This is a genomic window from Actinotalea ferrariae (genome assembly GCF_019733465.1).
GTDB lineage: Bacteria > Actinomycetota > Actinomycetes > Actinomycetales > Cellulomonadaceae > Actinotalea > Actinotalea ferrariae_A.
The window spans coordinates 1-18,431 of record NZ_JACVQL010000043.1 but is presented as its reverse complement, the minus strand read 5'-3'; the positions used below and the strand labels follow the sequence as shown (position 1 = coordinate 18,431).

Annotated in this window: 22 protein-coding genes; 1 reads left to right on the top strand and 21 read right to left on the bottom strand. The window is 73.5% G+C overall.

Annotated elements, in window-relative coordinates:
* Positions 1-400 (top strand): hypothetical protein (locus ICW40_RS03970; RefSeq protein ID WP_221652533.1); only part of this gene is annotated, 400 nt, incomplete at its 5' end.
* A 55-nt stretch (positions 401-455) separates the two neighbouring features.
* Here ICW40_RS03970 and ICW40_RS03965 read toward each other — a convergent pair.
* The 21 genes from ICW40_RS03965 to prmC all read right to left on the bottom strand — a co-directional run bounded on the left by ICW40_RS03965 (position 456) and on the right by prmC (position 18,423).
* A complete protein-coding gene (locus tag ICW40_RS03965) occupies positions 456-1,328 on the bottom strand; it encodes an alpha/beta fold hydrolase (protein WP_221652532.1) in 873 nt (290 codons plus the stop codon).
* Between the two features lie 107 nt (positions 1,329-1,435).
* On the bottom strand, positions 1,436-2,233 hold the full coding sequence (locus tag ICW40_RS03960) for an alpha/beta hydrolase (protein WP_221652531.1): 798 nt from the start codon (positions 2,231-2,233) through the stop codon (positions 1,436-1,438).
* A gap of 11 nt (positions 2,234-2,244) precedes the next feature.
* Positions 2,245-3,117 carry an HAD family hydrolase gene (locus tag ICW40_RS03955; RefSeq protein ID WP_308121612.1) on the bottom strand — a complete coding sequence of 291 codons (873 nt, stop codon included), beginning with the start codon at positions 3,115-3,117 and terminating at the stop codon, positions 2,245-2,247.
* The gene (locus tag ICW40_RS03950; protein WP_221652530.1) at positions 3,114-3,416 is read right to left on the bottom strand and encodes a hypothetical protein; all 303 of its coding nucleotides are present in this window, start codon (positions 3,414-3,416) and stop codon (positions 3,114-3,116) included. The genes ICW40_RS03955 and ICW40_RS03950 overlap by 4 nt, the downstream gene beginning before the upstream one ends.
* A gap of 86 nt (positions 3,417-3,502) precedes the next feature.
* Positions 3,503-4,945 carry a GH1 family beta-glucosidase gene (locus ICW40_RS03945; RefSeq protein WP_221652529.1) on the bottom strand — a complete coding sequence of 481 codons (1,443 nt, stop codon included), beginning with the start codon at positions 4,943-4,945 and terminating at the stop codon, positions 3,503-3,505.
* Between the two features lie 147 nt (positions 4,946-5,092).
* The gene (locus ICW40_RS03940) at positions 5,093-6,346 is read right to left on the bottom strand and encodes an N-acetylglucosamine-6-phosphate deacetylase (RefSeq protein WP_221652528.1); all 1,254 of its coding nucleotides are present in this window, start codon (positions 6,344-6,346) and stop codon (positions 5,093-5,095) included.
* A 27-nt stretch (positions 6,347-6,373) separates the two neighbouring features.
* Positions 6,374-7,081 carry a pyridoxamine 5'-phosphate oxidase gene (gene pdxH, locus ICW40_RS03935; RefSeq protein WP_308121611.1) on the bottom strand — a complete coding sequence of 236 codons (708 nt, stop codon included), beginning with the start codon at positions 7,079-7,081 and terminating at the stop codon, positions 6,374-6,376.
* Position 7,082: 1 nt separating this feature from the next.
* A complete protein-coding gene (gene nucS, locus ICW40_RS03930; protein ID WP_221652527.1) occupies positions 7,083-7,778 on the bottom strand; it encodes an endonuclease NucS in 696 nt (231 codons plus the stop codon).
* Positions 7,778-8,215: a DUF2550 family protein gene (locus tag ICW40_RS03925; protein WP_221652526.1), complete on the bottom strand. Its 438-nt coding sequence runs from the start codon at positions 8,213-8,215 to the stop codon at positions 7,778-7,780. Before ICW40_RS03925 ends, nucS begins: the two co-directional genes overlap by 1 nt.
* Positions 8,216-8,227: 12 nt before the next feature.
* Positions 8,228-8,512 (bottom strand): F0F1 ATP synthase subunit epsilon, encoded by a 285-nt coding sequence (locus ICW40_RS03920; protein WP_221652525.1) that lies wholly within the window; start codon positions 8,510-8,512, stop codon positions 8,228-8,230.
* Between the two features lies 1 nt (position 8,513).
* The gene (gene atpD / locus ICW40_RS03915) at positions 8,514-9,986 is read right to left on the bottom strand and encodes a F0F1 ATP synthase subunit beta (protein ID WP_221652524.1); all 1,473 of its coding nucleotides are present in this window, start codon (positions 9,984-9,986) and stop codon (positions 8,514-8,516) included.
* 73 nt (positions 9,987-10,059) lie between these two features.
* Positions 10,060-10,953, bottom strand: a complete 894-nt coding sequence (locus ICW40_RS03910; protein WP_221652523.1) for a F0F1 ATP synthase subunit gamma — start codon at positions 10,951-10,953, stop codon at positions 10,060-10,062.
* Between the two features lies 1 nt (position 10,954).
* Positions 10,955-12,583 (bottom strand): F0F1 ATP synthase subunit alpha, encoded by a 1,629-nt coding sequence (atpA, locus tag ICW40_RS03905; protein ID WP_221652522.1) that lies wholly within the window; start codon positions 12,581-12,583, stop codon positions 10,955-10,957.
* 78 nt (positions 12,584-12,661) lie between these two features.
* Entirely contained in the window at positions 12,662-13,477 is an 816-nt protein-coding gene (locus tag ICW40_RS03900) for a F0F1 ATP synthase subunit delta (RefSeq protein ID WP_221652521.1), read from the bottom strand.
* Positions 13,477-14,079 carry a F0F1 ATP synthase subunit B gene (locus ICW40_RS03895; RefSeq protein ID WP_221652520.1) on the bottom strand — a complete coding sequence of 201 codons (603 nt, stop codon included), beginning with the start codon at positions 14,077-14,079 and terminating at the stop codon, positions 13,477-13,479. Before ICW40_RS03895 ends, ICW40_RS03900 begins: the two co-directional genes overlap by 1 nt.
* A complete protein-coding gene (atpE, locus tag ICW40_RS03890; RefSeq protein WP_182111652.1) occupies positions 14,079-14,306 on the bottom strand; it encodes an ATP synthase F0 subunit C in 228 nt (75 codons plus the stop codon). Before atpE ends, ICW40_RS03895 begins: the two co-directional genes overlap by 1 nt.
* Positions 14,307-14,394: 88 nt before the next feature.
* Positions 14,395-15,234, bottom strand: coding sequence for a F0F1 ATP synthase subunit A (gene atpB, locus ICW40_RS03885; RefSeq protein WP_260458758.1), 840 nt, complete (start codon positions 15,232-15,234; stop codon positions 14,395-14,397).
* Between the two features lie 141 nt (positions 15,235-15,375).
* Positions 15,376-15,819: a hypothetical protein gene (locus tag ICW40_RS03880; protein WP_221652519.1), complete on the bottom strand. Its 444-nt coding sequence runs from the start codon at positions 15,817-15,819 to the stop codon at positions 15,376-15,378.
* Positions 15,816-16,937: an MraY family glycosyltransferase gene (locus ICW40_RS03875; protein WP_221652518.1), complete on the bottom strand. Its 1,122-nt coding sequence runs from the start codon at positions 16,935-16,937 to the stop codon at positions 15,816-15,818. Before ICW40_RS03875 ends, ICW40_RS03880 begins: the two co-directional genes overlap by 4 nt.
* Positions 16,934-17,584: an L-threonylcarbamoyladenylate synthase gene (locus ICW40_RS03870; protein ID WP_221652517.1), complete on the bottom strand. Its 651-nt coding sequence runs from the start codon at positions 17,582-17,584 to the stop codon at positions 16,934-16,936. The genes ICW40_RS03875 and ICW40_RS03870 overlap by 4 nt, the downstream gene beginning before the upstream one ends.
* Entirely contained in the window at positions 17,581-18,423 is an 843-nt protein-coding gene (prmC, locus tag ICW40_RS03865) for a peptide chain release factor N(5)-glutamine methyltransferase (RefSeq protein WP_374199125.1), read from the bottom strand. The genes ICW40_RS03870 and prmC overlap by 4 nt, the downstream gene beginning before the upstream one ends.
* Positions 18,424-18,431 lie beyond the last annotated feature (8 nt).

Here is an 18,431-nt window from a genome sequence, read left to right as displayed (position 1 = left end):
GCGCAGCGAGGCGGCGTCGGCGCACGCCGACGCGCTCGAGCGCCGGCGTGCGGCCGAGGCGGCCCAGGCCCGCGCGCTCATCGCCGACTTCGTCCGCGAGGCCCGCGAGCGCGGCGTCGCGCCGGTACCGCTCAGGGCCCGCAGCTACGACGGCCAGAGCCGCTACCGGACGCCGCTCACCGGCTGGTACCTGCGTCGCAACGAGTCGGTCGCGGTGGGCACGGACGGCGAGTTCTACGTGCTGTCCGTCCCGGGCAGCCTCCGCGCGCTGGTCTCCGGCGCGCGGCCCGAGCCGAGCGACCCGCCGCTCGTGCTCGGCAAGGGCGCGCGCGACGGCGAGTCGATCGACCTCGTCGACGCGCTCGCGATCGCGCTCGGCACGCAGTCGCGCCGGGGCTGACGCCCGCCGTCAGTCCCCCGTCACTCCCGCCGTCAGTTCCGCCGTCAGGCCCTCGTCAGTTCCCCGTGCGCTCGCCACCTGCCGCGGCGCCCGCGCTCGCGCCGGCCTCGGCCCGCGCCAGGAGGTTCCGCAGCGCGGACGCGACCGGCTCAGGGCTCTCGTTGCTCGACATGTGGCCGACGGCGGGCACGACGACGAGCTCGGCGTCGGTGAGCGCGTCCACCATGTGCTGCGCTGCGGCGACCGGTGCGATCTCGTCCTCCTCGCCCACCACGACGACCGCGGGCCCCTGGTAGCCCGCGAGGACGTGCGTGCGGTCCGGGCGGGCGGCCATGGCCTCCTGCACCCACGCGATCGCGGCCGGACCCTGGTCACGGATCCACAGCTCGAGGCGCTCGGTCAGGTCGGGCCGACCGACACGGTTGGTCGTGCCGAGCAGCGCTGTGCGCATGCCGAGGACCGCGTCGACCCGCATCTCGGCCGTCACCGTGCGGGCGATCTCGAGCCTCTTCGCCCGCGCCTCCTCCGTGTCCGCCGTCGACTTCGTGTCGACGAGGCCCAGCCCGGCCACCAGGTCGGGGTGCCGCTCGACGAGCGCCATCGCGACGTACCCGCCGAGCGAGAGCCCGGCGACCACCGCACGGTCGACACCCTGGCCGCGCAGGGCCGCGGCGACCGCGTCGGCCACGACCTCGAGGGACGGGTCGGCGGCCGCGCCGAGCGCCTGGGCGGCGTCGGGGCCCGACGGCGACGCGCCGAACCCGGGCAGGTCCACCCCGAGCACCGTCGGGTCGCCGGTCAGCAGGTCGACGACGTCGAGCCACATCCGGTGGTCGAGCGGGAAGCCGTGCAGGAGCACGAGCGGGAGGCGGTCGGGGGCGCCCCGTCGCATCGTGTGGACCTGGGGCATGCCGTCGGTCGTGGTCATCGGTTCTCCGTCCTGCGCCGCGGGTCTCGCTGGCGCTGCATCGGGTCGTTCGGTGCCGTCGGTCGGTGGGTCGCGGCGGCGGACCGGGTGGCCATGCCGCCGTCCGGTCAGCGGGTCTCGTCGTCGGTCGCGGCGGTCTCGGCCGGCCCGTCCCAGGTGGTCGGCAGCGGGCCGTGGCCGGGAAGGACGTGGCCGACGATCTCGTCGAGGACGCGGCGGACCGACGACTCGCCGACCCAGAGGTGACGCGCGCCGTCGACCCCGATCACCTCGGCCTGGCGGACCACCGAGAAGCGCTCGCGTGCCTCGTCGGGCCGCAGGTAGTCGTCGAGCTCGGGGACGAGCACCACGAGCGGCTTGCCGAAGGCGTCCCACGCGGCGAGGTGCTCGTCTGTCGCCCGGTGCAGCGGCGGCGACAGGAGGATGGCGCCCTCGACCGACGGGTCCGCCCCGTGCATGAGCGCGAGCTCCGTGCCGAACGACCAGCCGACGAGCCAGCGCCGGGGCAGGTCGTGGAACTCGGCGTACTCCATCGCAGCCACGACGTCGAAGTGCTCGCCCCGGCCGCCGTCGAACTCGCCCTCGCTGCGTCCGCGCGGGCTCGACGTGCCGCGCGTGTTGAACCGCAGCACGGCGAGGTCGGCGAGCGCCGGCAGCCGCCACGCCGCCTTGCGCAGCACGTGCGAGTCCATGAACCCGCCGTGCGTGGGCAGCGGGTGCAGCGTGACCAGCGTCGCGGCCGGCGGCCGGTCGAGCGGGAGCGCGAGCTCGCCGACGAGGGTGAGGCCGTCGGCCGTGTGGAGCTCGATGTCCTCACGCCGCGCGGGCAGCACGGTCAGCGCGCGGATCGGCGTGCCGGACGCGTCGGCGGCGTCGTCGGGCGGGGTGGCGGGTGCGGTGCTCATCGCGACCGAGCCTATCGACGCCCGACCTCCCGGGCCTGCGCGCCCGCGACGACGGCCTCCAGCACGCGTGCCACGCCGTCGTCCTCGTTGGAGCGGCACACCTCGTCGACGGCGGCGAGCACGTCACGGTGCGCGTTGGCCACGCCGAAGGCGCGCCCCGCCCAGCGCAGCATAGGCAGGTCGTTGGGCATGTCCCCGAACGCCCACACGTCCGCCGGCTCGACGCCGCGTGCCGCCGCCCACCGCGCGAGCGCGGCGCCCTTGGTCACCCCCGGACCCGTGATCTCCGCGAGCCCGGGCGCACCCGAGTCGGCGACGACGGCGCGCCCGGCCAGGACCGCGTCGACGCGGGCCACGAGCGCGTGGTCCGCCACCTGCTCGCAGCGCGCGAGCAGCTTGCCCGTGGCGCCGTCGAGCACGGGCTCGATCCGGTCGCTCAGCGCCGCGCCGGGCGGGACGGGGTGGTGGTTGCGGTAGCCGCGCTCGGCGGCGAACCCGGCCGCCCGCTCGGCGGCGAACGCCACGCCGGGGAGCGCGGCGCGCAGGTCGGCGACGAGGGCGGTCACGACCGCGTCGGGCATCGTGGCCGCCTCGAGGACGGTGCCCGTGGCCGGCTCGTACGCGAACGCGCCGTTGAGGCACAGGACGACGCCGTGCCCCGCGACCGCCTCCGCGACCACGTCGACCCAGCGCGGTGGCCGTGCGGTGACGAAGACGACGTCGACCCCCGCCGCGTGCGCCGCCTGCAGCGCGGCGGCCGTCCGCGGCGACACCGAGCCGTCGTCGCGCAGGAGCGTGCCGTCGAGGTCGGTCGCCACGAGTCGCGGCGTCGTGGGCCGGCTCGCACCGGCCTCGTCGTGGGCAGCGCTGCGGGTGGCGCTCACCGTCGCCGGTCCCGGTGGGACCAGCAGGACGAGTGCCAGTGGCGACGCCCGGCGACGCCGGCCTCGGGACCGAGCAGGTCGTCCGTCGCCCAGGCCACGACGTGCGCCGTGCCGGGCCCGATCTGCTGGCGGCAGCCCGGGCACGTGTACGCCTTCCCGGCCGCGCCGGTCACGCTCTGTACGACCCACTCGCCGTCGGCCGCCGACTCGGTGCGCCGACCGCCGCGGACGCGGTCGACGTCGAGCTCCGGGTGGTCCTGCGCCCACGGGCGCTTGCTGGACCGGCGTCCGCTCGGCATGCGCCCATCCTCCCCCACGCGCGCGGCCCGCAGCACACGCGCGGGCCGCGCCTCACGGGACGGACGACCGGCCCCGGACCTGTGCCTCAGGCGAGGTCGGCCGCGCTCTCGACCGGCGGGAGCGCGTCCGTGCGGAGCAGCTCGCGGTACCAGTACGCCGAGTCCTTCCAGATGCGCTCGAGCGTGTCGTAGTCGATCCGGATGATGCCGAAGCGGCGGTGGTAGCCGTAGGCCCACTCGTAGTTGTCCATGAGCGACCACACGAAGTAGCCCCGCACGTCGGCGCCCGCCTCCATCGCCTCGCCGACGGCGTCGAGGTGGCGGTGGACGTAGCTCACACGGTCGACGTCGTGTACCCGACCGTCCTCGGAGACGACGTCGTCGAACGCCGCGCCGTTCTCCGTGATCATGAGCGGCAGCTCGGGGTACGTCTTCGAGAGGCCGACGAGCAGCTCGGTCATCCCGGAGGGGTCGATGTTCCAGCCCATCGCCGTGTACGGCCCCGGCTGGACGAGGAACTCGACGTCGTCCGCACCCGGCCACGCGGTCGCCGCGGAGGCGCCGTGACCGTCGGCCATCGTCTTCTCGTGCTCGAACGTGTACCGACGCACGCGCTGGGTCGAGTAGAAGTTCACGCCGAGCACGTCGAGCCCCGTGTGGGTGATCTCGAGGTCGCCGTCCTGCACGAAGGACCAGTCCGTGATCGCCGACGTGTCGGCGAGGAGGTCCTCCGGGTAGTACCCGTCGAGGACGGGGTTGAGGAACGCGCGGTTGGCCAGCGCGTCGATCTTGCGCGCGGCGTCGCGGTCCTCGGCGGACGTCGGGTCGTCGGGGCGCGCGACGTGCAGGTTGAGCGTGAGCGAGAGCGTCGCGCCCTCCCCGAGGATCTCGCGGACCGCGCGACCGGCCAGCCCGTGGCCGAGGTTGAGGTGGTGCACCGCGGCGAGCGCGTCCGCGTCCGACGTGCGACCCGGGGCGTGCACGCCCGAGCCGTACCCGAGGTAGGACGAGCACCACGGCTCGTTGAGCGTGGTCCACACCTTCACGCGGTCGCCGTAGGTCTCGACCACCTTGCGGCCGTACTCGCCGAAGCGCAGGGCGGTGTCACGGGCGGGCCAGCCGCCCGCGTCCTCGAGCGGCTGCGGCAGGTCCCAGTGGTACATGGTCACGACGGGGTCGATGCCCGCCTCGAGGAGGTCGTCGATGAGCCGGGCGTAGAAGTCGAGGCCGGCCTGGTTGAAGGCGCCCGAGCCGGTGGGCTGGATACGGGGCCAGGCGAGCGAGAACCGGTAGGCGTCGAGGCCCAGGTCCTTCATGATCGCGATGTCCTCGGCGGTGCGGTGGTAGTGGTCCGCAGCCACCGCGCCGCTGTGCCCGTCGAGCGTCTTGCCGGGCGTCGCCGCGAAGGTGTCCCAGATGGAGGGCCCGCGGCCGTCCTCGTCGACGGCTCCCTCGATCTGGTAGCTGGCGGTGGCCGCACCCCAGACGAAGCTCGCAGGGAACGTGCGGGCCGATGGCGTCGTCGTCATGCCCCAATCCTGCCGTGGTCGAACCGATTCGGCGCACGCGTCCACCAGATGGGAGCGCACCCAGACCGTGCCTGGACGGAGGCACGCGGGGCAGGCGCGTCGCGCGTCCTGGCCGACGCGAGGGGTCGCGCTGCCCTCCGGTGCCGGTCAGGACGTCGCGGGGACCGCCCAGGCGCCCGCGCGCAGGACGGCGCGCGGGCGCAGGTCACTGTCCGTGACGAGGACGTCGGCGCGCCGGTCGACCTCGAGCGCTCCGAGCTCCGGCCGGCCGAGCACCTCGGCAGGCGTCGTCGCCGCCGCGCGCACGGCGTCCACGAGCGGCACGCCGGCCGCGACGGTGCTGCGGACGACGTCGACCAGGTGCGCCGTGCCGCCCGCGATGGCGCCACCCTCGGTGAGCCGCGCGACGCCGTCGGCCACGCGCACCGACATCGAGCCCAGGCGGTAGTCGCCGTCGGGCATGCCCGCCGCGGCCATGGCATCGGTCACGAGCGCGATCGACGCCGCGCCGACGAGGCGGAAGACGGTGCGGACCGTCGCGGGGGCGAGGTGGACGCCGTCCGCGACGAGCTCGAGCACCGCCACACCCTCGGCCGCGGCGGCGAGGCAGGCCGCGACCGGCCCCGGCTCCCGGTGGTGCAGCGGCCGCATCCCGTTGAACAGGTGCGTGACCGTGGGGCGCCCCGACCGGGCGCCCGGCGCAGCGAGCGCGGTGCGGACCTCCTCGAGCGCCTGCTCGACGAGCTCGGCGGCGGCGTCCGTGTGCCCGACCGAGGGCACGGCGCCGGCGGCGGCCAGTGCCGCGACGGCGCCACCCTCCCCGAGCACGCCCGGCGCCTCGGGGGCGATCGTCATCGTCACCAGGTGCCCGCGGGCCGCCTCGGCGACGCGGTGCACGAGGGCCGGGTCGCCGGCCACCATGAGCGACGGGTCCTGAGCGCCGCACCGCACGGTCGACAGGAACGGTCCCTCGAGGTGGATGCCCACGAGCTCGCCGGCGTCCGCGAGGTCGGCCAGGAGCGCGGTGCGCTCGAGCAGCGTCGCGGCGTCCGCCGTGACGAGGGAGGCGACGAGGCTCGTGGTGCCGTGCCGCAGGTGCTCGGCCGCCGCCGTGCTCGCCGCCGCGGCGTCCGTCGCGTCGGGGAAGCTCGCACCGCCCCCACCGTGGCAGTGCAGGTCGACGAGTCCGGGCAGCAGCAGGCTGTCCGTCGGGGGTGGCAGCACGAGGTCCGGCACCGCGTCGGGCGCGCCCGTCGCCGGGCCCACCCACGCGATGCGGGTCCCGTCGACGAGCACGACGCCGTCCTCGATCACCGCGTCCGGGGTCACGACCCGGCCCCGCAGGGCGAGGCGCTCCCCCGCGGCGTCGGTGCGGGTGCTCGGCGCGGCGTCGGGCGTCATGGGGCCATTGTGTCGGGCCGACCGGCCTCAGGGTGCGAGGCGCTCGACGACCCACGCCCCGCCGTCGCGCCGGTACCGGAGCCGGTCGTGCAGGCGCGAGGCCCGGCCCTGCCACAGCTCGACCGTGCCGGGGACGACGCGGAAGCCGCCCCAGTGCGGCGGGAGCGGCACGTCCGTGCCCTCGGGCCAGCGCCGGGACAGCTCTGCGAAGCGCTCGTCGAGCGTCGCGCGGTCCGGGACGACGCTCGACTGCTCGCTCGCCCACGCCCCGATCCGGGAGCCGTGGGGACGGCTCGCGAAGTACTCCGCGGCGACCTCACGCTCGACCTGCTCGACGTCGCCGCAGACGACCACCTGCCGGTCCATCTCGAACCACGGGAACGTCAGGGAGGCGCGCGGGTTGGCGAGCATCTCGCGACCCTTGCGCGAGCCGTGGTTGGTGAACAGCACGAACCCGCGCTCGTCGAACCCCTTGAGCAGCACGGTCCGCGCCGACGGCGTGCCGTCGGGGGCCGCGGTCGCGAGCACCATGGCGTTGGGCTCGGTCAGACCCGCCTCGACCGCCTCGTCGAACCACCGCTGGAACTGCGTGAACGGGTCCGGTGCGAGGTCGGCCTCGAGCAGCCGCGACCGCTCGTAGCTGCGCCGCAGGGCGGCGAGGCGCGCCCTGCGCCCGGCATCGGCCGCACCGACGGGCTGCGCGACGCCGCCCGCACCCGCCTCAGCCTCGTCCACGTCAGAAGAGCCGGGCGGCGACGTCGTCCATGCCACGCAGGGCGTCGTAGTCGAGGACGACGCACGCGATCCCGCGGTCCTGCGCGAGCACGCGCGCCTGCGGCTTGATCTCCTGGGCGGCGAAGACGCCCCGCACGGGGGTCAGGTGGGGGTCGCGGTTGAGCAGCTCGAGGTACCGCGTGAGCTGCTCGACCCCGTCGATGTCGCCGCGCCGCTTGATCTCGACGGCGACGGTGCCGCCGCTCGCGTCGCGGGCGAGGATGTCGACCGGGCCGATCGCCGTCGGGTACTCGCGCCGGACCAGCACGTGCCCGTCGCCGAGCACGTGGATCTGCTCGGCGAGCAGGGCCTGGAGGTGCGCCTCGACGCCGTCCTTGACGAGGCCCGGGTCGACGCCGAGGTCGTGCGCCGAGTCGTGGTGCACCTCGTGGAGCTCGATCTCGAGCCGGTCGTCGGACTTCGTGTGCTGGACGTGCCACACCTGCGTGACGCCACGCGCGGCGGCCTCGGCGTCGGGCTCGACGACCGCGAGCGAGCACGGCGGGCTCATCCAGTTGAGCGGCTTGTAGGAGCCGCCGTCGGAGTGGAGCAGCACGCTGCCGTCGGCCTTGACCACGAGCAGGCGCGTCGCGAGCGGCAGGTGGGCCGACAGCCGCCCGGTGTAGCGGGCAGCGCACGCGGCGACGACGAGCCGCATCAGATCACCCTCCCGACGGGCCGTGGGCCCGACTCGAGCCACGAGACCAGCCCCGCGCACGCGGGGGCGGACATGAGGAGCTGGAACCGTTCGTCGTCGTGCGCGCAGTGCAGCAGCACCTGGGGCCGCCCGGCCTCGTCCACGTGCTCGACGGGGACGCGCTCGAGCAGCGTCAGCGTGGCCCGCGACCACGACCGCGCGGGTCGGGGTGCGAGGGACAGCGTGCGCCACCAGGACAGCCGGGTCGCGCCGTACTGCGCGATCCCGGCCGTCCACGGCGCGTCAGGGGTCTCGTCGGGGGTCTCGGGCCGCATGAGGCACGTGAACGAGCCCACCCGCTGCGACAGCGTCCGCTGCCGCGACAGGTACAGCCCGAACGGCACGACGGCGACCAGCAGGAGCGCACCGACGCCGAGCAGGGCGGCGAGCAGCTCCACGACCGTCGTGCCTCAGCGACCGTTCGAGCCCGGCGCGGCGTCCTCGGCCGTGTCGACGACGACCGTCACGTGGTCGCTGTCGACCGACATGAAGCCGGAGTCGATGCGCACGACGTGCGTCGACCCGCCCTCCACCGGGGTGATCCGCACGGTGCCGGGACGCAGCACCGTCAGGACCGGGGAGTGACCCGGCAGGATGCCGATCTCACCGTCCGCGGCCGGTGCGCTGACCATGCGGGCCTCGCCCGTCCAGACGCTCCGGTCCGCGGCGACGAGGTCGACCTCGAGGTTCGCCACGTCAGCCGATCTCCTTCTGGATGCGGGCCCAGTTGCGCTCGAGGTCCTCAAGACCACCGATGTTGAAGAAGGCCTGCTCGGCGATGTGGTCGAACTCGCCGTCGGCGATCTTGGTGAACGCCTCGATGGTCTCGCTCAGCGGCACCGTCGAGCCGGGCACGTTGGTGAACTGCGTCGCCATGTAGGTGTTCTGCGACAGGAACTGCTGGATGCGGCGCGCCCGCGAGACGACGATCTTGTCCTCCTCGGACAGCTCGTCGACGCCGAGGATCGCGATGATGTCCTGCAGCTCCTTGTTGCGCTGGAGGATCTGCTTCACGCGGACGGCGGCGTCGTAGTGCGCCTGACCCACGTAGCGGGGGTCGAGGATGCGCGACGTCGACGCGAGCGGGTCGACGGCCGGGTAGAGGCCGCGCGACGCGATCTCGCGGGAGAGCTCCGTCGTCGCGTCCAGGTGCGCGAACGTCGTGGCGGGTGCCGGGTCGGTGTAGTCGTCCGCGGGGACGTAGATCGCCTGGAGCGACGTGATCGAGTGACCACGCGTCGAGGTGATCCGCTCCTGCAGCTGACCCATCTCGTCCGCCAGGTTCGGCTGGTAGCCGACGGCCGACGGCATGCGGCCGAGCAGGGTCGAGACCTCGGAGCCGGCCTGCGTGAACCGGAAGATGTTGTCGATGAACAGGAGCACGTCCTGCTTCTGCACGTCGCGGAAGTACTCCGCCATCGTGAGCGCCGACAGGGCGACGCGCAGACGCGTGCCCGGCGGCTCGTCCATCTGGCCGAACACGAGGGCCGTCTGCTTGATGACGCCCGACTCGGTCATCTCGTCGATGAGGTCGTTGCCCTCACGCGTGCGCTCGCCCACGCCGGCGAACACGGAGACGCCGGAGTGGTTGTTCGCGACGCGGTAGATCATCTCCTGGATGAGGACCGTCTTGCCGACGCCCGCACCGCCGAAGAGGCCGATCTTGCCGCCCTGGACGTACGGCGTCAGGAGGTCGATGACCTTGATGCCGGTCTCGAACATCTGCGTCTTCGACTCGAGCTGGTCGAAGGCCGGGGGCTTGCGGTGGATCGGCCAGCGCTCGGTGACCTCGATGCGCTCGCCCTCCTGCGCGTTGAGGATCTCGCCGGTCACGTCGAACACGTGGCCCTTGGTGACGTCGCCGACGGGCACCGTGATCGGCGCGCCCGTGTCCCGCACGACGGAGCCGCGGACGAGGCCGTCGGTCGGCTTGAGCGCGATGGCGCGGACGAGCGAGTCGCCGAGGTGCTGGGCGACCTCGAGACGCAGCGTGCTCGTGCCCTGGCCGGCGGCGGAGAGGTCGATCTCGACCTCGAGCAGGTTGTAGATCTCCGGGATCGCGTCGGTCGGGAACTCGATGTCGACGACCGGGCCGATCACCCGGGCGACCCGACCCGTGCCGCTCCCGCCCGTGGCGGAGGCCGCGGTGTCGGTGGTGGTGGCAGTCATGTCTCTCTCGCTTCGCTCGACCGGAGCGGGCCCCGGTGGTTGGTGCGTGGTCCTGTGTTCTGCGGTGCAGGGATCACTTCGACGCCAGCGCGTCGGCGCCGGACACGATCTCGCTGATCTCCTGGGTGATCTCCGCCTGGCGGGCCTGGTTGGCCAGCCGGGTGAAGGTGCGGATGAGCTCCTCGGCGTTCTCCGTGGCCGTGTGCATCGCACGCTGGCGGGCGGCCAGCTCGGAGGCCGCGGCCTGCAGCATGAAGCTGTAGATGCGGCTCTGGATGTAGCGCGGCAGGAGGGCGTCGAGCACCTCCTCCGGGGACGGCTCGAACTCGTAGAGCGGCAGCGGCTCGTCACCGGGCTCGGCCACCCCCTCGACGACCTCGAGCGGCAGCATGCGCACGACGCGCGGCGTCTGCGTGACCATGTTGACGAACTGCGTGTAGACGACGTGCAGCTCGCCCACGCCGCCGTCCGCCTCCTCGGCGAGGAACGCCGACAGCAGGGTGTCGGCGATCTCCTCGGCCGTCTCGGCCGCCGGCGCGTCCGACGCCCCCGTCCACTGACCCGCGAGGGGCCGGTTGCGGAAGGAGTAGTACGACACGGCCCGGCGCCCGGTGACGTAGAGGACGACCTCGCGACCCTCCTCGGTGAGCTGCTGGATCAGCCGCTCGCCCTCGCGGATGACCGACGCCGAGTAGGCGCCGGCCATGCCGCGGTCGGACGTCATGAGGAGGACCGCGACGCGCTTGACGTCGGGCCGCTCGGTGGTCAGCGGGTGCTCGACGCTCGCGTGCGTCGCGACCGCCGAGACCGCGCGCGTGAGCGCACGGGCGTACGGGGACGCGGCGGTGACGCGAGCACGCGCCTTGCCGATGCGCGAGGCAGCGATGAGCTCCATCGCGCGGAAGATCTTCTTCAGCGACTGGGTCGACCGGATCCGCTGCCGGTAGACGCGCTGCTGACCCGCCACCTCAGCCCCGCTTCTGCTTGACGATCTGCTCCTGCTCGATGTCCGCCTCGAGGTCGCCCTCGACCGGCGTGTCCACGACGGAGTCCTGGTCGCCCGACTGGAAGCCCTGGGCGAAGTCGTCGATCGCGGCCTCGAGCGCGGCCTCGGTCTCCTTGCTGAGCTGACCCGTCTCGCGGATCGGCAGCAGGACCTCGTGGCGACGCAGGTGGTCGAGCATCTCCTGCTCGAACCGGCGCACGTCCGACAGCGCGACCTTGTCGAGCTTGCCGTGGGTCCCCGCCCAGATCGAGGCGACCTGCTCCTCGACCGGGTACGGCGAGTACTGGGGCTGCTTGAGCAGCTCCATGAGGCGGGCACCACGCGTCAGCTGCTGCCGCGAGGCGGCGTCGAGGTCGGACGCGAACATCGCGAACGCCTCGAGCGACCGGTACTGCGCGAGGTCGATCTTGAGCGTGCCGGAGACGGCCTTCATCGCCTTGACCTGCGCCGAACCACCGACGCGGGACACCGAGATGCCGACGTCGACAGCGGGCCGCTGGTCCGCGTTGAAGAGGTCCGACTGCAGGAAGATCTGGCCGTCGGTGATGGAGATGACGTTGGTCGGGATGTAGGCCGACACGTCGTTGGCCTTCGTCTCGATCATCGGCAGGCCGGTCATCGAGCCCGCGCCCAGCTCGTCGCTGAGCTTCGCGCAGCGCTCGAGCAGGCGGGAGTGCAGGTAGAAGACGTCACCCGGGTAGGCCTCGCGGCCCGGCGGACGACGCAGGAGGAGCGAGACGGCACGGTAGGCCTCGGCCTGCTTCGACAGGTCGTCGAAGATGATGAGGACGTGCTTGCCGTCGTACATCCAGTGCTGGCCGATGGCCGAGCCGGTGTAGGGCGCCAGGTACTTGAAGCCGGCCGGGTCGGACGCCGGGGCGGCGACGATGGTCGTGTACTCCATGGCGCCGGCGTCCTCGAGCGCGCCGCGCACCGAGGCGATGGTCGAGCCCTTCTGGCCGATCGCGACGTAGATGCAGCGGACCTGCTTCGTCGGGTCGCCCGACTCCCAGTTCGCCTTCTGGTTGATGATCGTGTCGATCGCGATCGCCGTCTTGCCCGTCTGACGGTCGCCGATGATGAGCTGACGCTGACCGCGCCCGATCGGGATCATCGCGTCGATCGCCTTGAGGCCCGTCTGGAGCGGCTCGTGCACGCTCTTGCGCGCCATGACGCCGGGCGCCTGGAGCTCGAGCGCGCGGCGCGCCTCGGTCGCGACCTCGCCGAGGCCGTCGATCGGGTTGCCCAGCGGGTCGACGACGCGGCCGAGGTAGCCGTCGCCGACGGGGACCGAGAGGACCTCGCCCGTGCGGCGGACCGTCTGGCCCTCCTCGATCCCGGTGAACTCGCCCAGGACGACGACACCGATCTCGCGGACGTCGAGGTTGAGCGCGAGGCCCAGCGTGCCGTCCTCGAACTCGAGCAGCTCGTTCGCCATCGCGCCCGGGAGGCCCTCGACCTGCGCGATGCCGTCGCCGGCCAGCGTGACGCGGCCGACCTCTTCGCGAACGGCACCCTGGGGCTCGTAGGACTTCACGAAGCTGTCCAGCGCAGCCCGGATCTCCTCGGGCCTGATCGTCAGCTCAGCCATGGTCTCTCTCCTGTCATGACCCCACGTGGTGCGAGGTCGTCTCCGTGCTGCGCGGGCCGGATGGGGCCCGTGATGGGGTCAGCCGGCCAGCCGGCGTCGTGCGTCGTCGAGGCGGGCGAGGACCGTCGAGTCGACGACCTCGTCGCCGACCTGGATCCTCATGCCGCCGATGACCTCGGGGTCCACCGACACGTTCAGCTGCACCGGACGCCCGTAGGCGCGCTCGAGGAGTCCCTCGAGCCGCCCGGTCTGGGCGCTGGAGGGCGGCACCGCGACCGACACCGTAGCGACGAGCCGCTGCCGGCGCCGCGCCGCGAGGCGGCCCACGAGGCCGAGCACCGCCGACACCGAGCGCCCGCGCGGTGCGACCGCGAGGCGCTCGACGGCCTGCAGCGTCGCCGGCTCGACCTTGCCGTCGAGCAGGCGCCGCACGAGCACCCCACGGTCCTGGGCCGCGGCGGCGCGGTCGGTCAGCGCGCGGCGCAGGTCACGCTCGCCCGCGAGCACGCGCTCGAACCGGAAGAGCTCGTCCTCGACCTGCTCGAGACGACCCGCGGCCTGGGCCGAGGCGAGGACCGCGTCGAAGGCGGCCTCCTCGACGGCCTCCACGAGGTCGCTCTCGGACGACCAGCGGGCCCGGGCGAAGCCCGCGACCAGCTCGACGACCCGGTCGTCGACCTTGCCGCGCAGCAGCCCGGCGACGAGCGCGGCCTTGTCCTCCGCCGCACGCGACGGGTCGCTGAGCGCGCGCCGCAGCGAGCCGGACGAGTCCAGCGCGTCCACGACGGCGAACAGCTGCCCGCCGAGCGCGGCCGCGTCCGTGCCCGCGGCCCGCAGCACCGGCTCGAAGCCGGTGGCCACGCGCTGCGCCGACGAGGCACTGGTCCCGCGCATCAGCCCTCCTGGCGTCCGGCTGCCGGTGCCGTGGCACCCGCGGCCGTGCTCGCCTCGAGGTCGTCGAGGAAGCGGTCGATGACGCGCGACTGACGTGCCGAGTCCGCGAGGGACTCACCCACGATGCGCGACGCGAGCTCGGTCGCGAGCGAGCCGACCTCGGCCCGCAGCGCGACGGACGCCTGCTGCCGCTCGGCCTCGATCTGACGCTGCGCGTTCTCGAGGATGCGCGCCGCGTCGTCGGAGGCCTTCTGCCGCAGCTCGGCGACGATCACGCCGCCCTCGGCACGCGCCTCCTCGCGGATGCGCGCCGCCTCGGCCCGTGCCTCGGTCAGCTGGCGCTGGTACGCGGCGAGCGCCTCGGCGGCCTCGGCCTGGGCGTTCTCCGCCCGGGCGAGCCCGCCCTCGATCTTCTCCGTGCGCTCGTCGAGGATCGCCGTGAACTTCGGCAGGACGAGCTTGTAGAACCCGAACGCGATGATCGCGGCCGCGACGAGCGACCAGATGATGTCGTAGTCGGCGGGGATGAGGAGGTTGATCCCCTCGACCTCCTCGCCCGGCTCGGCGGCGAGCAGCGCCGCCGCGTCGACGACGGCCTTCATCAGAAGAGGAAGCCGGTGACCAGGCCGAGCAGCGCGAGCACCTCGACGAACGCGACACCGATGAACATGGTCGTCCGGAGCTGGCCGGCGACCTCGGGCTGACGCGCGATGCCCTCGAGCGCCTTGCCGATGAGGATGCCGAGGCCGATGCCCGGGCCCAGCGTGCCGAGGCCGTAACCGATGGTCGCGACGTTACCCGTGACCTCGGCGAGCGTGGTGGTGTCCACTAGGGGTGTTCCTTCCGTGAGGCGCCCGGGAGCCCGGGCGTCGTGTCGGTGCCCACGCTCGTACGGCGGGGGCTCGTGGGGACGAGACTCAGTGCTCTTCCTCGACGGCCATGTTCAGGTACACGGCGGCGAGGAGGGCGAAGATGTAGGCCTGCAGGGCGGCGACCAGGATCTCGAAGAGGGTGAAGGCCACCCCCGCGACGAGCGACATGGCCGAGAAGGCCTTCATCGCGCCGCTCGCCTGGAAGAGGAAGAAGTGCGTGGCGCCGAAGCACAGCACCAGGATGAGGTGCCCGGCGATCATGTTGGCGGTGAGTCGCAGGGCGAGCGTCGCCGGCCGGAACACGAAGACCTGGAGCGCCTCGATCGGGGTCACCAGCACGTACAGGAACGGCGGCAGCCCGGGCGGGAACAGGTTGTTCTTGAGGTACCCGCCGACGCCGAACTTCTTGATGCCGACCCCGAGGTACATCACGTAGACCCAGGCCGCGAGGACCAGGGGCATCCCGATGAGGGACGTGCTCGCGATGTTGAGGAACGGCACCACGCCCGTGAGGTTCATGGCGAGGACGGCGAAGAAGATCGTCGTCAGCATGGGCACGAAGCGGCGGGCGTTGTGACCCAGCGTCTCCTGCGCGATGTTGACGCGCACGAAGTCGAGCAGCATCTCCGCGACGTTCTGACCGCGACCGGGGACGAGCTTCGCGCGGCGCGCGGCCAGCACGAAGACGAGCACCAGGACGGCCGTCACGAGCAGCCGGACGAGGATGATGCGGTTCATCTCGAACGGCGTGCCCTCGAAGAGGAACGGCGCGGGGAAGAACTCGGCGATCGAGGGCGGGTGGAAACCGCCGTCTTCACCGGAGGCGGCGAGCAGGTGGTTCGTCGCGACGGTGGACAGGGCGCACTCCCCGGGTCTTGGGTGCAACGGGACTCGCGATGCGGGCACGCCGTCGGACCAGGCCTTTGCTTGGATCGTGGCGATCCTAACGCATCAGGACCTCGGTCCCCGCCCGTCGTCCAGCCCTTGTGCATCGGATCACAAGGACTTCCCCGGACGGCGGTCGGGCTACGGCTGCTCGGGCTGGACGTAGGGCACGCGGCCGCGCGTCACGGCCCGGTAGTCCAGCAGGACCGACCCCAGGACGCCGACGAGCAGCACGGTCACCATGACGCCCCGGTGGTAGAAGTCGAGGTCGTCGAGGACCGCGAACAGCGCGACCAGCACGATCATCTTGAGCAGCCAGGCGCCCAGGATCACGGCGCCGGTCGTCGTCACCGAGGACTGGGTCGTCCGCAGCACGCTCACGACGGTCGTGCCGCTGAACACGAGCGTGACGGCGATCCCGATGGCGGCGCCCCACACGCCCGGCAGGCCGGCCACGACCGCGCCCACGGCGATCCCCACGACGGCGAGGACGCCGACCAGCACGAGCATGTCGCGCAGTGCGCGGCTGAGGACCGCCCGCACGGGGTCGGCGGCGGCGGGGGTGGGCGCAGGCGTCTGGCTCATGAGGCTCCTCGAGCTGTCGGTGCCCCGCGGACCTTGCCCCGCAGGGGTCCGAGGGTCAGGGCGAGCGCGAGGAGCACCCCCGCGCCCAGGGCGATGAGGACGGTGGTCGTGGTCCACACGGCCAGGGCCGCGGCGCCGAAGGCGAACACGGCGGTCCACAGGTACATGATGACGACGGCGCGCCGGTGCGAGTGCCCGATCTCGAGCAGCCGGTGGTGCAGGTGCAGCCGGTCGGGCTGGAACGGCGACCGGCCGGCGCCGAGACGCCGCACGACCGCGAGCCCCATGTCCAGCAGCGGCAGCAGGATCACCGCGACGGGCAGGGCGATCGGAAGGAACGCGGGGATCGCCTGGCGGTCGGAGACCATCCCGGGGTCGATCTTGCCGGTGACGACGATCGCCGCCGCGGCGATCGTGAGGCCGATGACCATCGACCCCGAGTCGCCCATGAAGATCCGCGCGGGGTGGAAGTTGTGCGGCAGGAACCCGAGGCACGCCCCCACGAGCACGGCGACGACGAGGCTCGCCAGGTTCGAGTAGTCGGTCGAGCTGATGTCACGCGTGAGCAGGTAGGTGTAGACGAAGAACCCCGAGCCGCCGATCGCGATGAGCCCCGCCGCGAGCCCGTCGAGCCCGTCGACGAAGTTCACCGCGTTGATCGCCACCACGACGGCCAGGACCGTCACGCCGAGCGAGAGGTAGCTCGAGCCGATGGTGAGCCCTGCGATGGGCAGCGAGAAGAGCTGGACGCCGCCCTGCCACGCCATGAACCCGGCCGCGAGGACCTGACCGACGAGCTTCGTGATCCAGTCCAGGTCCCAGATGTCGTCCGCGGCGCCGAGGACGCAGACCATGGCGGCGCCGGCCAGGATCGCCCACGCCTGGTTCGACCCCGTGAACACGCCCTCGAGGAACGGCATCCGCGACGCGAGCACCATCGCCACGGCCATGCCCAGCAGCATCGCGACGCCGCCCATGCGCGGCGTGGGCGTCGCGTGCACGTCGCGGTCGCGGACCGCCGTGATCGCGCCCGAGCGCAGCGCGAGCCAGCGCGCGAGCGGCGTCGTCAGGAACGTCACCGCCGCGGCCACGAGCATGACCAGGAGGTAGACCCTCACGGGGCCTGCTCGGGTCCGGCGACGTCGGCGACCTCGCGCAGCCGCTCGAGGCCGATCGCGCCCGTGCGCACGACGCGCAGGGGCCCGGTCGCGTCGACGATCGTCGACGCGACGCCTCCGGGCGCGACTCCCCCGTCGAGGTAGACGGCGACGGAGTCGCCGAGCTGCTCGTGCGCGTCGGCCGCCGTGGTGGCGGCGGGCCGCCCGGTGCGGTTGGCGCTCGAGACGGCGAGCGGGCCGGTGCGCCGCAGCAAGGCCAGGGCCGCCGGGTGGTCGGGCATCCGGACCGCGACCGTCCCGCGCGTCTCCCCCAGGTCCCAGGCGAGCGACGGCTGGGACCGGCAGATGACGGTCAGTCCGCCGGGCCAGAACGCCTCGACGAGCGCCCGCACCTCGTCCGGCACGTCCGTGCAGAGGCCGTCGAGCGTGCGCACGTCGGGCACGAGGACGGGCGGGGGCATCTGGCGCCCGCGTCCCTTGGCCGCGAGCAGCGCCGCGACGGCGTCGGGCGTGAAGGCGTCCGCGCCGATGCCGTACACGGTGTCGGTCGGCAGGACGACGAGTCCGCCGCGCGAGATCGCGTGGACGGCCTGGTCGACGGACGGCCCCCAGGTGGCGGGGTCGGTGCAGTCGAGGACGGCGCTCACGGCGGCGAGTCTTTCACGTCGCCGGACGCGCCCGGCCGCGTCGCCGTGCGCGTGGCGACCACCATCCGGTCGCGCCCCGACAGGTCGGCCTCCGTCCGCACGTCGGTGAACGCCGCGCCGCCGTCGGCGTCCCGCACGAGGTCGCCGACGAGCGCGCGGACCGCGGCGGCCTGCACCTCGGCGTGCTCCATGACGAGGACGCCGCCCGGACGCAGGAGCCGCGCCGCCGCGGCCGCGACGCCACGCGGCACCGTCAACCCGTCCGGCCCGAGCCCGTAGAGGGCGACGCCAGGGTCGTGGTCGCGCACCTCGGGGTCGACGGGCACCGCGTCGGGCGGGATGTACGGCGGGTTCGAGACGACGACGTCGACCGTGCCGTCGAGCGCGCGCAGGGCGGTCCGCGCGTCACCGCGCACGACGCCCACGCGCCCCGCGGCGAGCGCCGCCACGTTCCGCGCGGCCCAGCCGTGCGCCGCGGCGTCGAGCTCGACGGCGTGCACCTCGGCGCCGGGCACCTCGCGCGCCACGGCGATCGCGATCGCGCCCGAGCCGGTGCACAGGTCGACGACGACGGCGTAGCCGGTCCGCGCGACCGACGCAGCGGCCGCGTCGACGGCGACCTGGGCCACCTGCTCGGTCTCGGGTCGCGGCACGAACACGCCGGGGCCGACCGCGAGCTCGAACCCGCGGAACGGCGCGCTGCCGGTCAGGTGCTGCAAGGGCACCCGCTCGGCGCGCCGGGCGACGAGCGCCTCGAGCCCCTCGGGAGCCGGCCGCCCGAGGACGGCGGCGGCGAGCACGTCGCTGCGCCCCGCGCCGAGGAGGTGCGCGGCGAGCAGCTCGACGT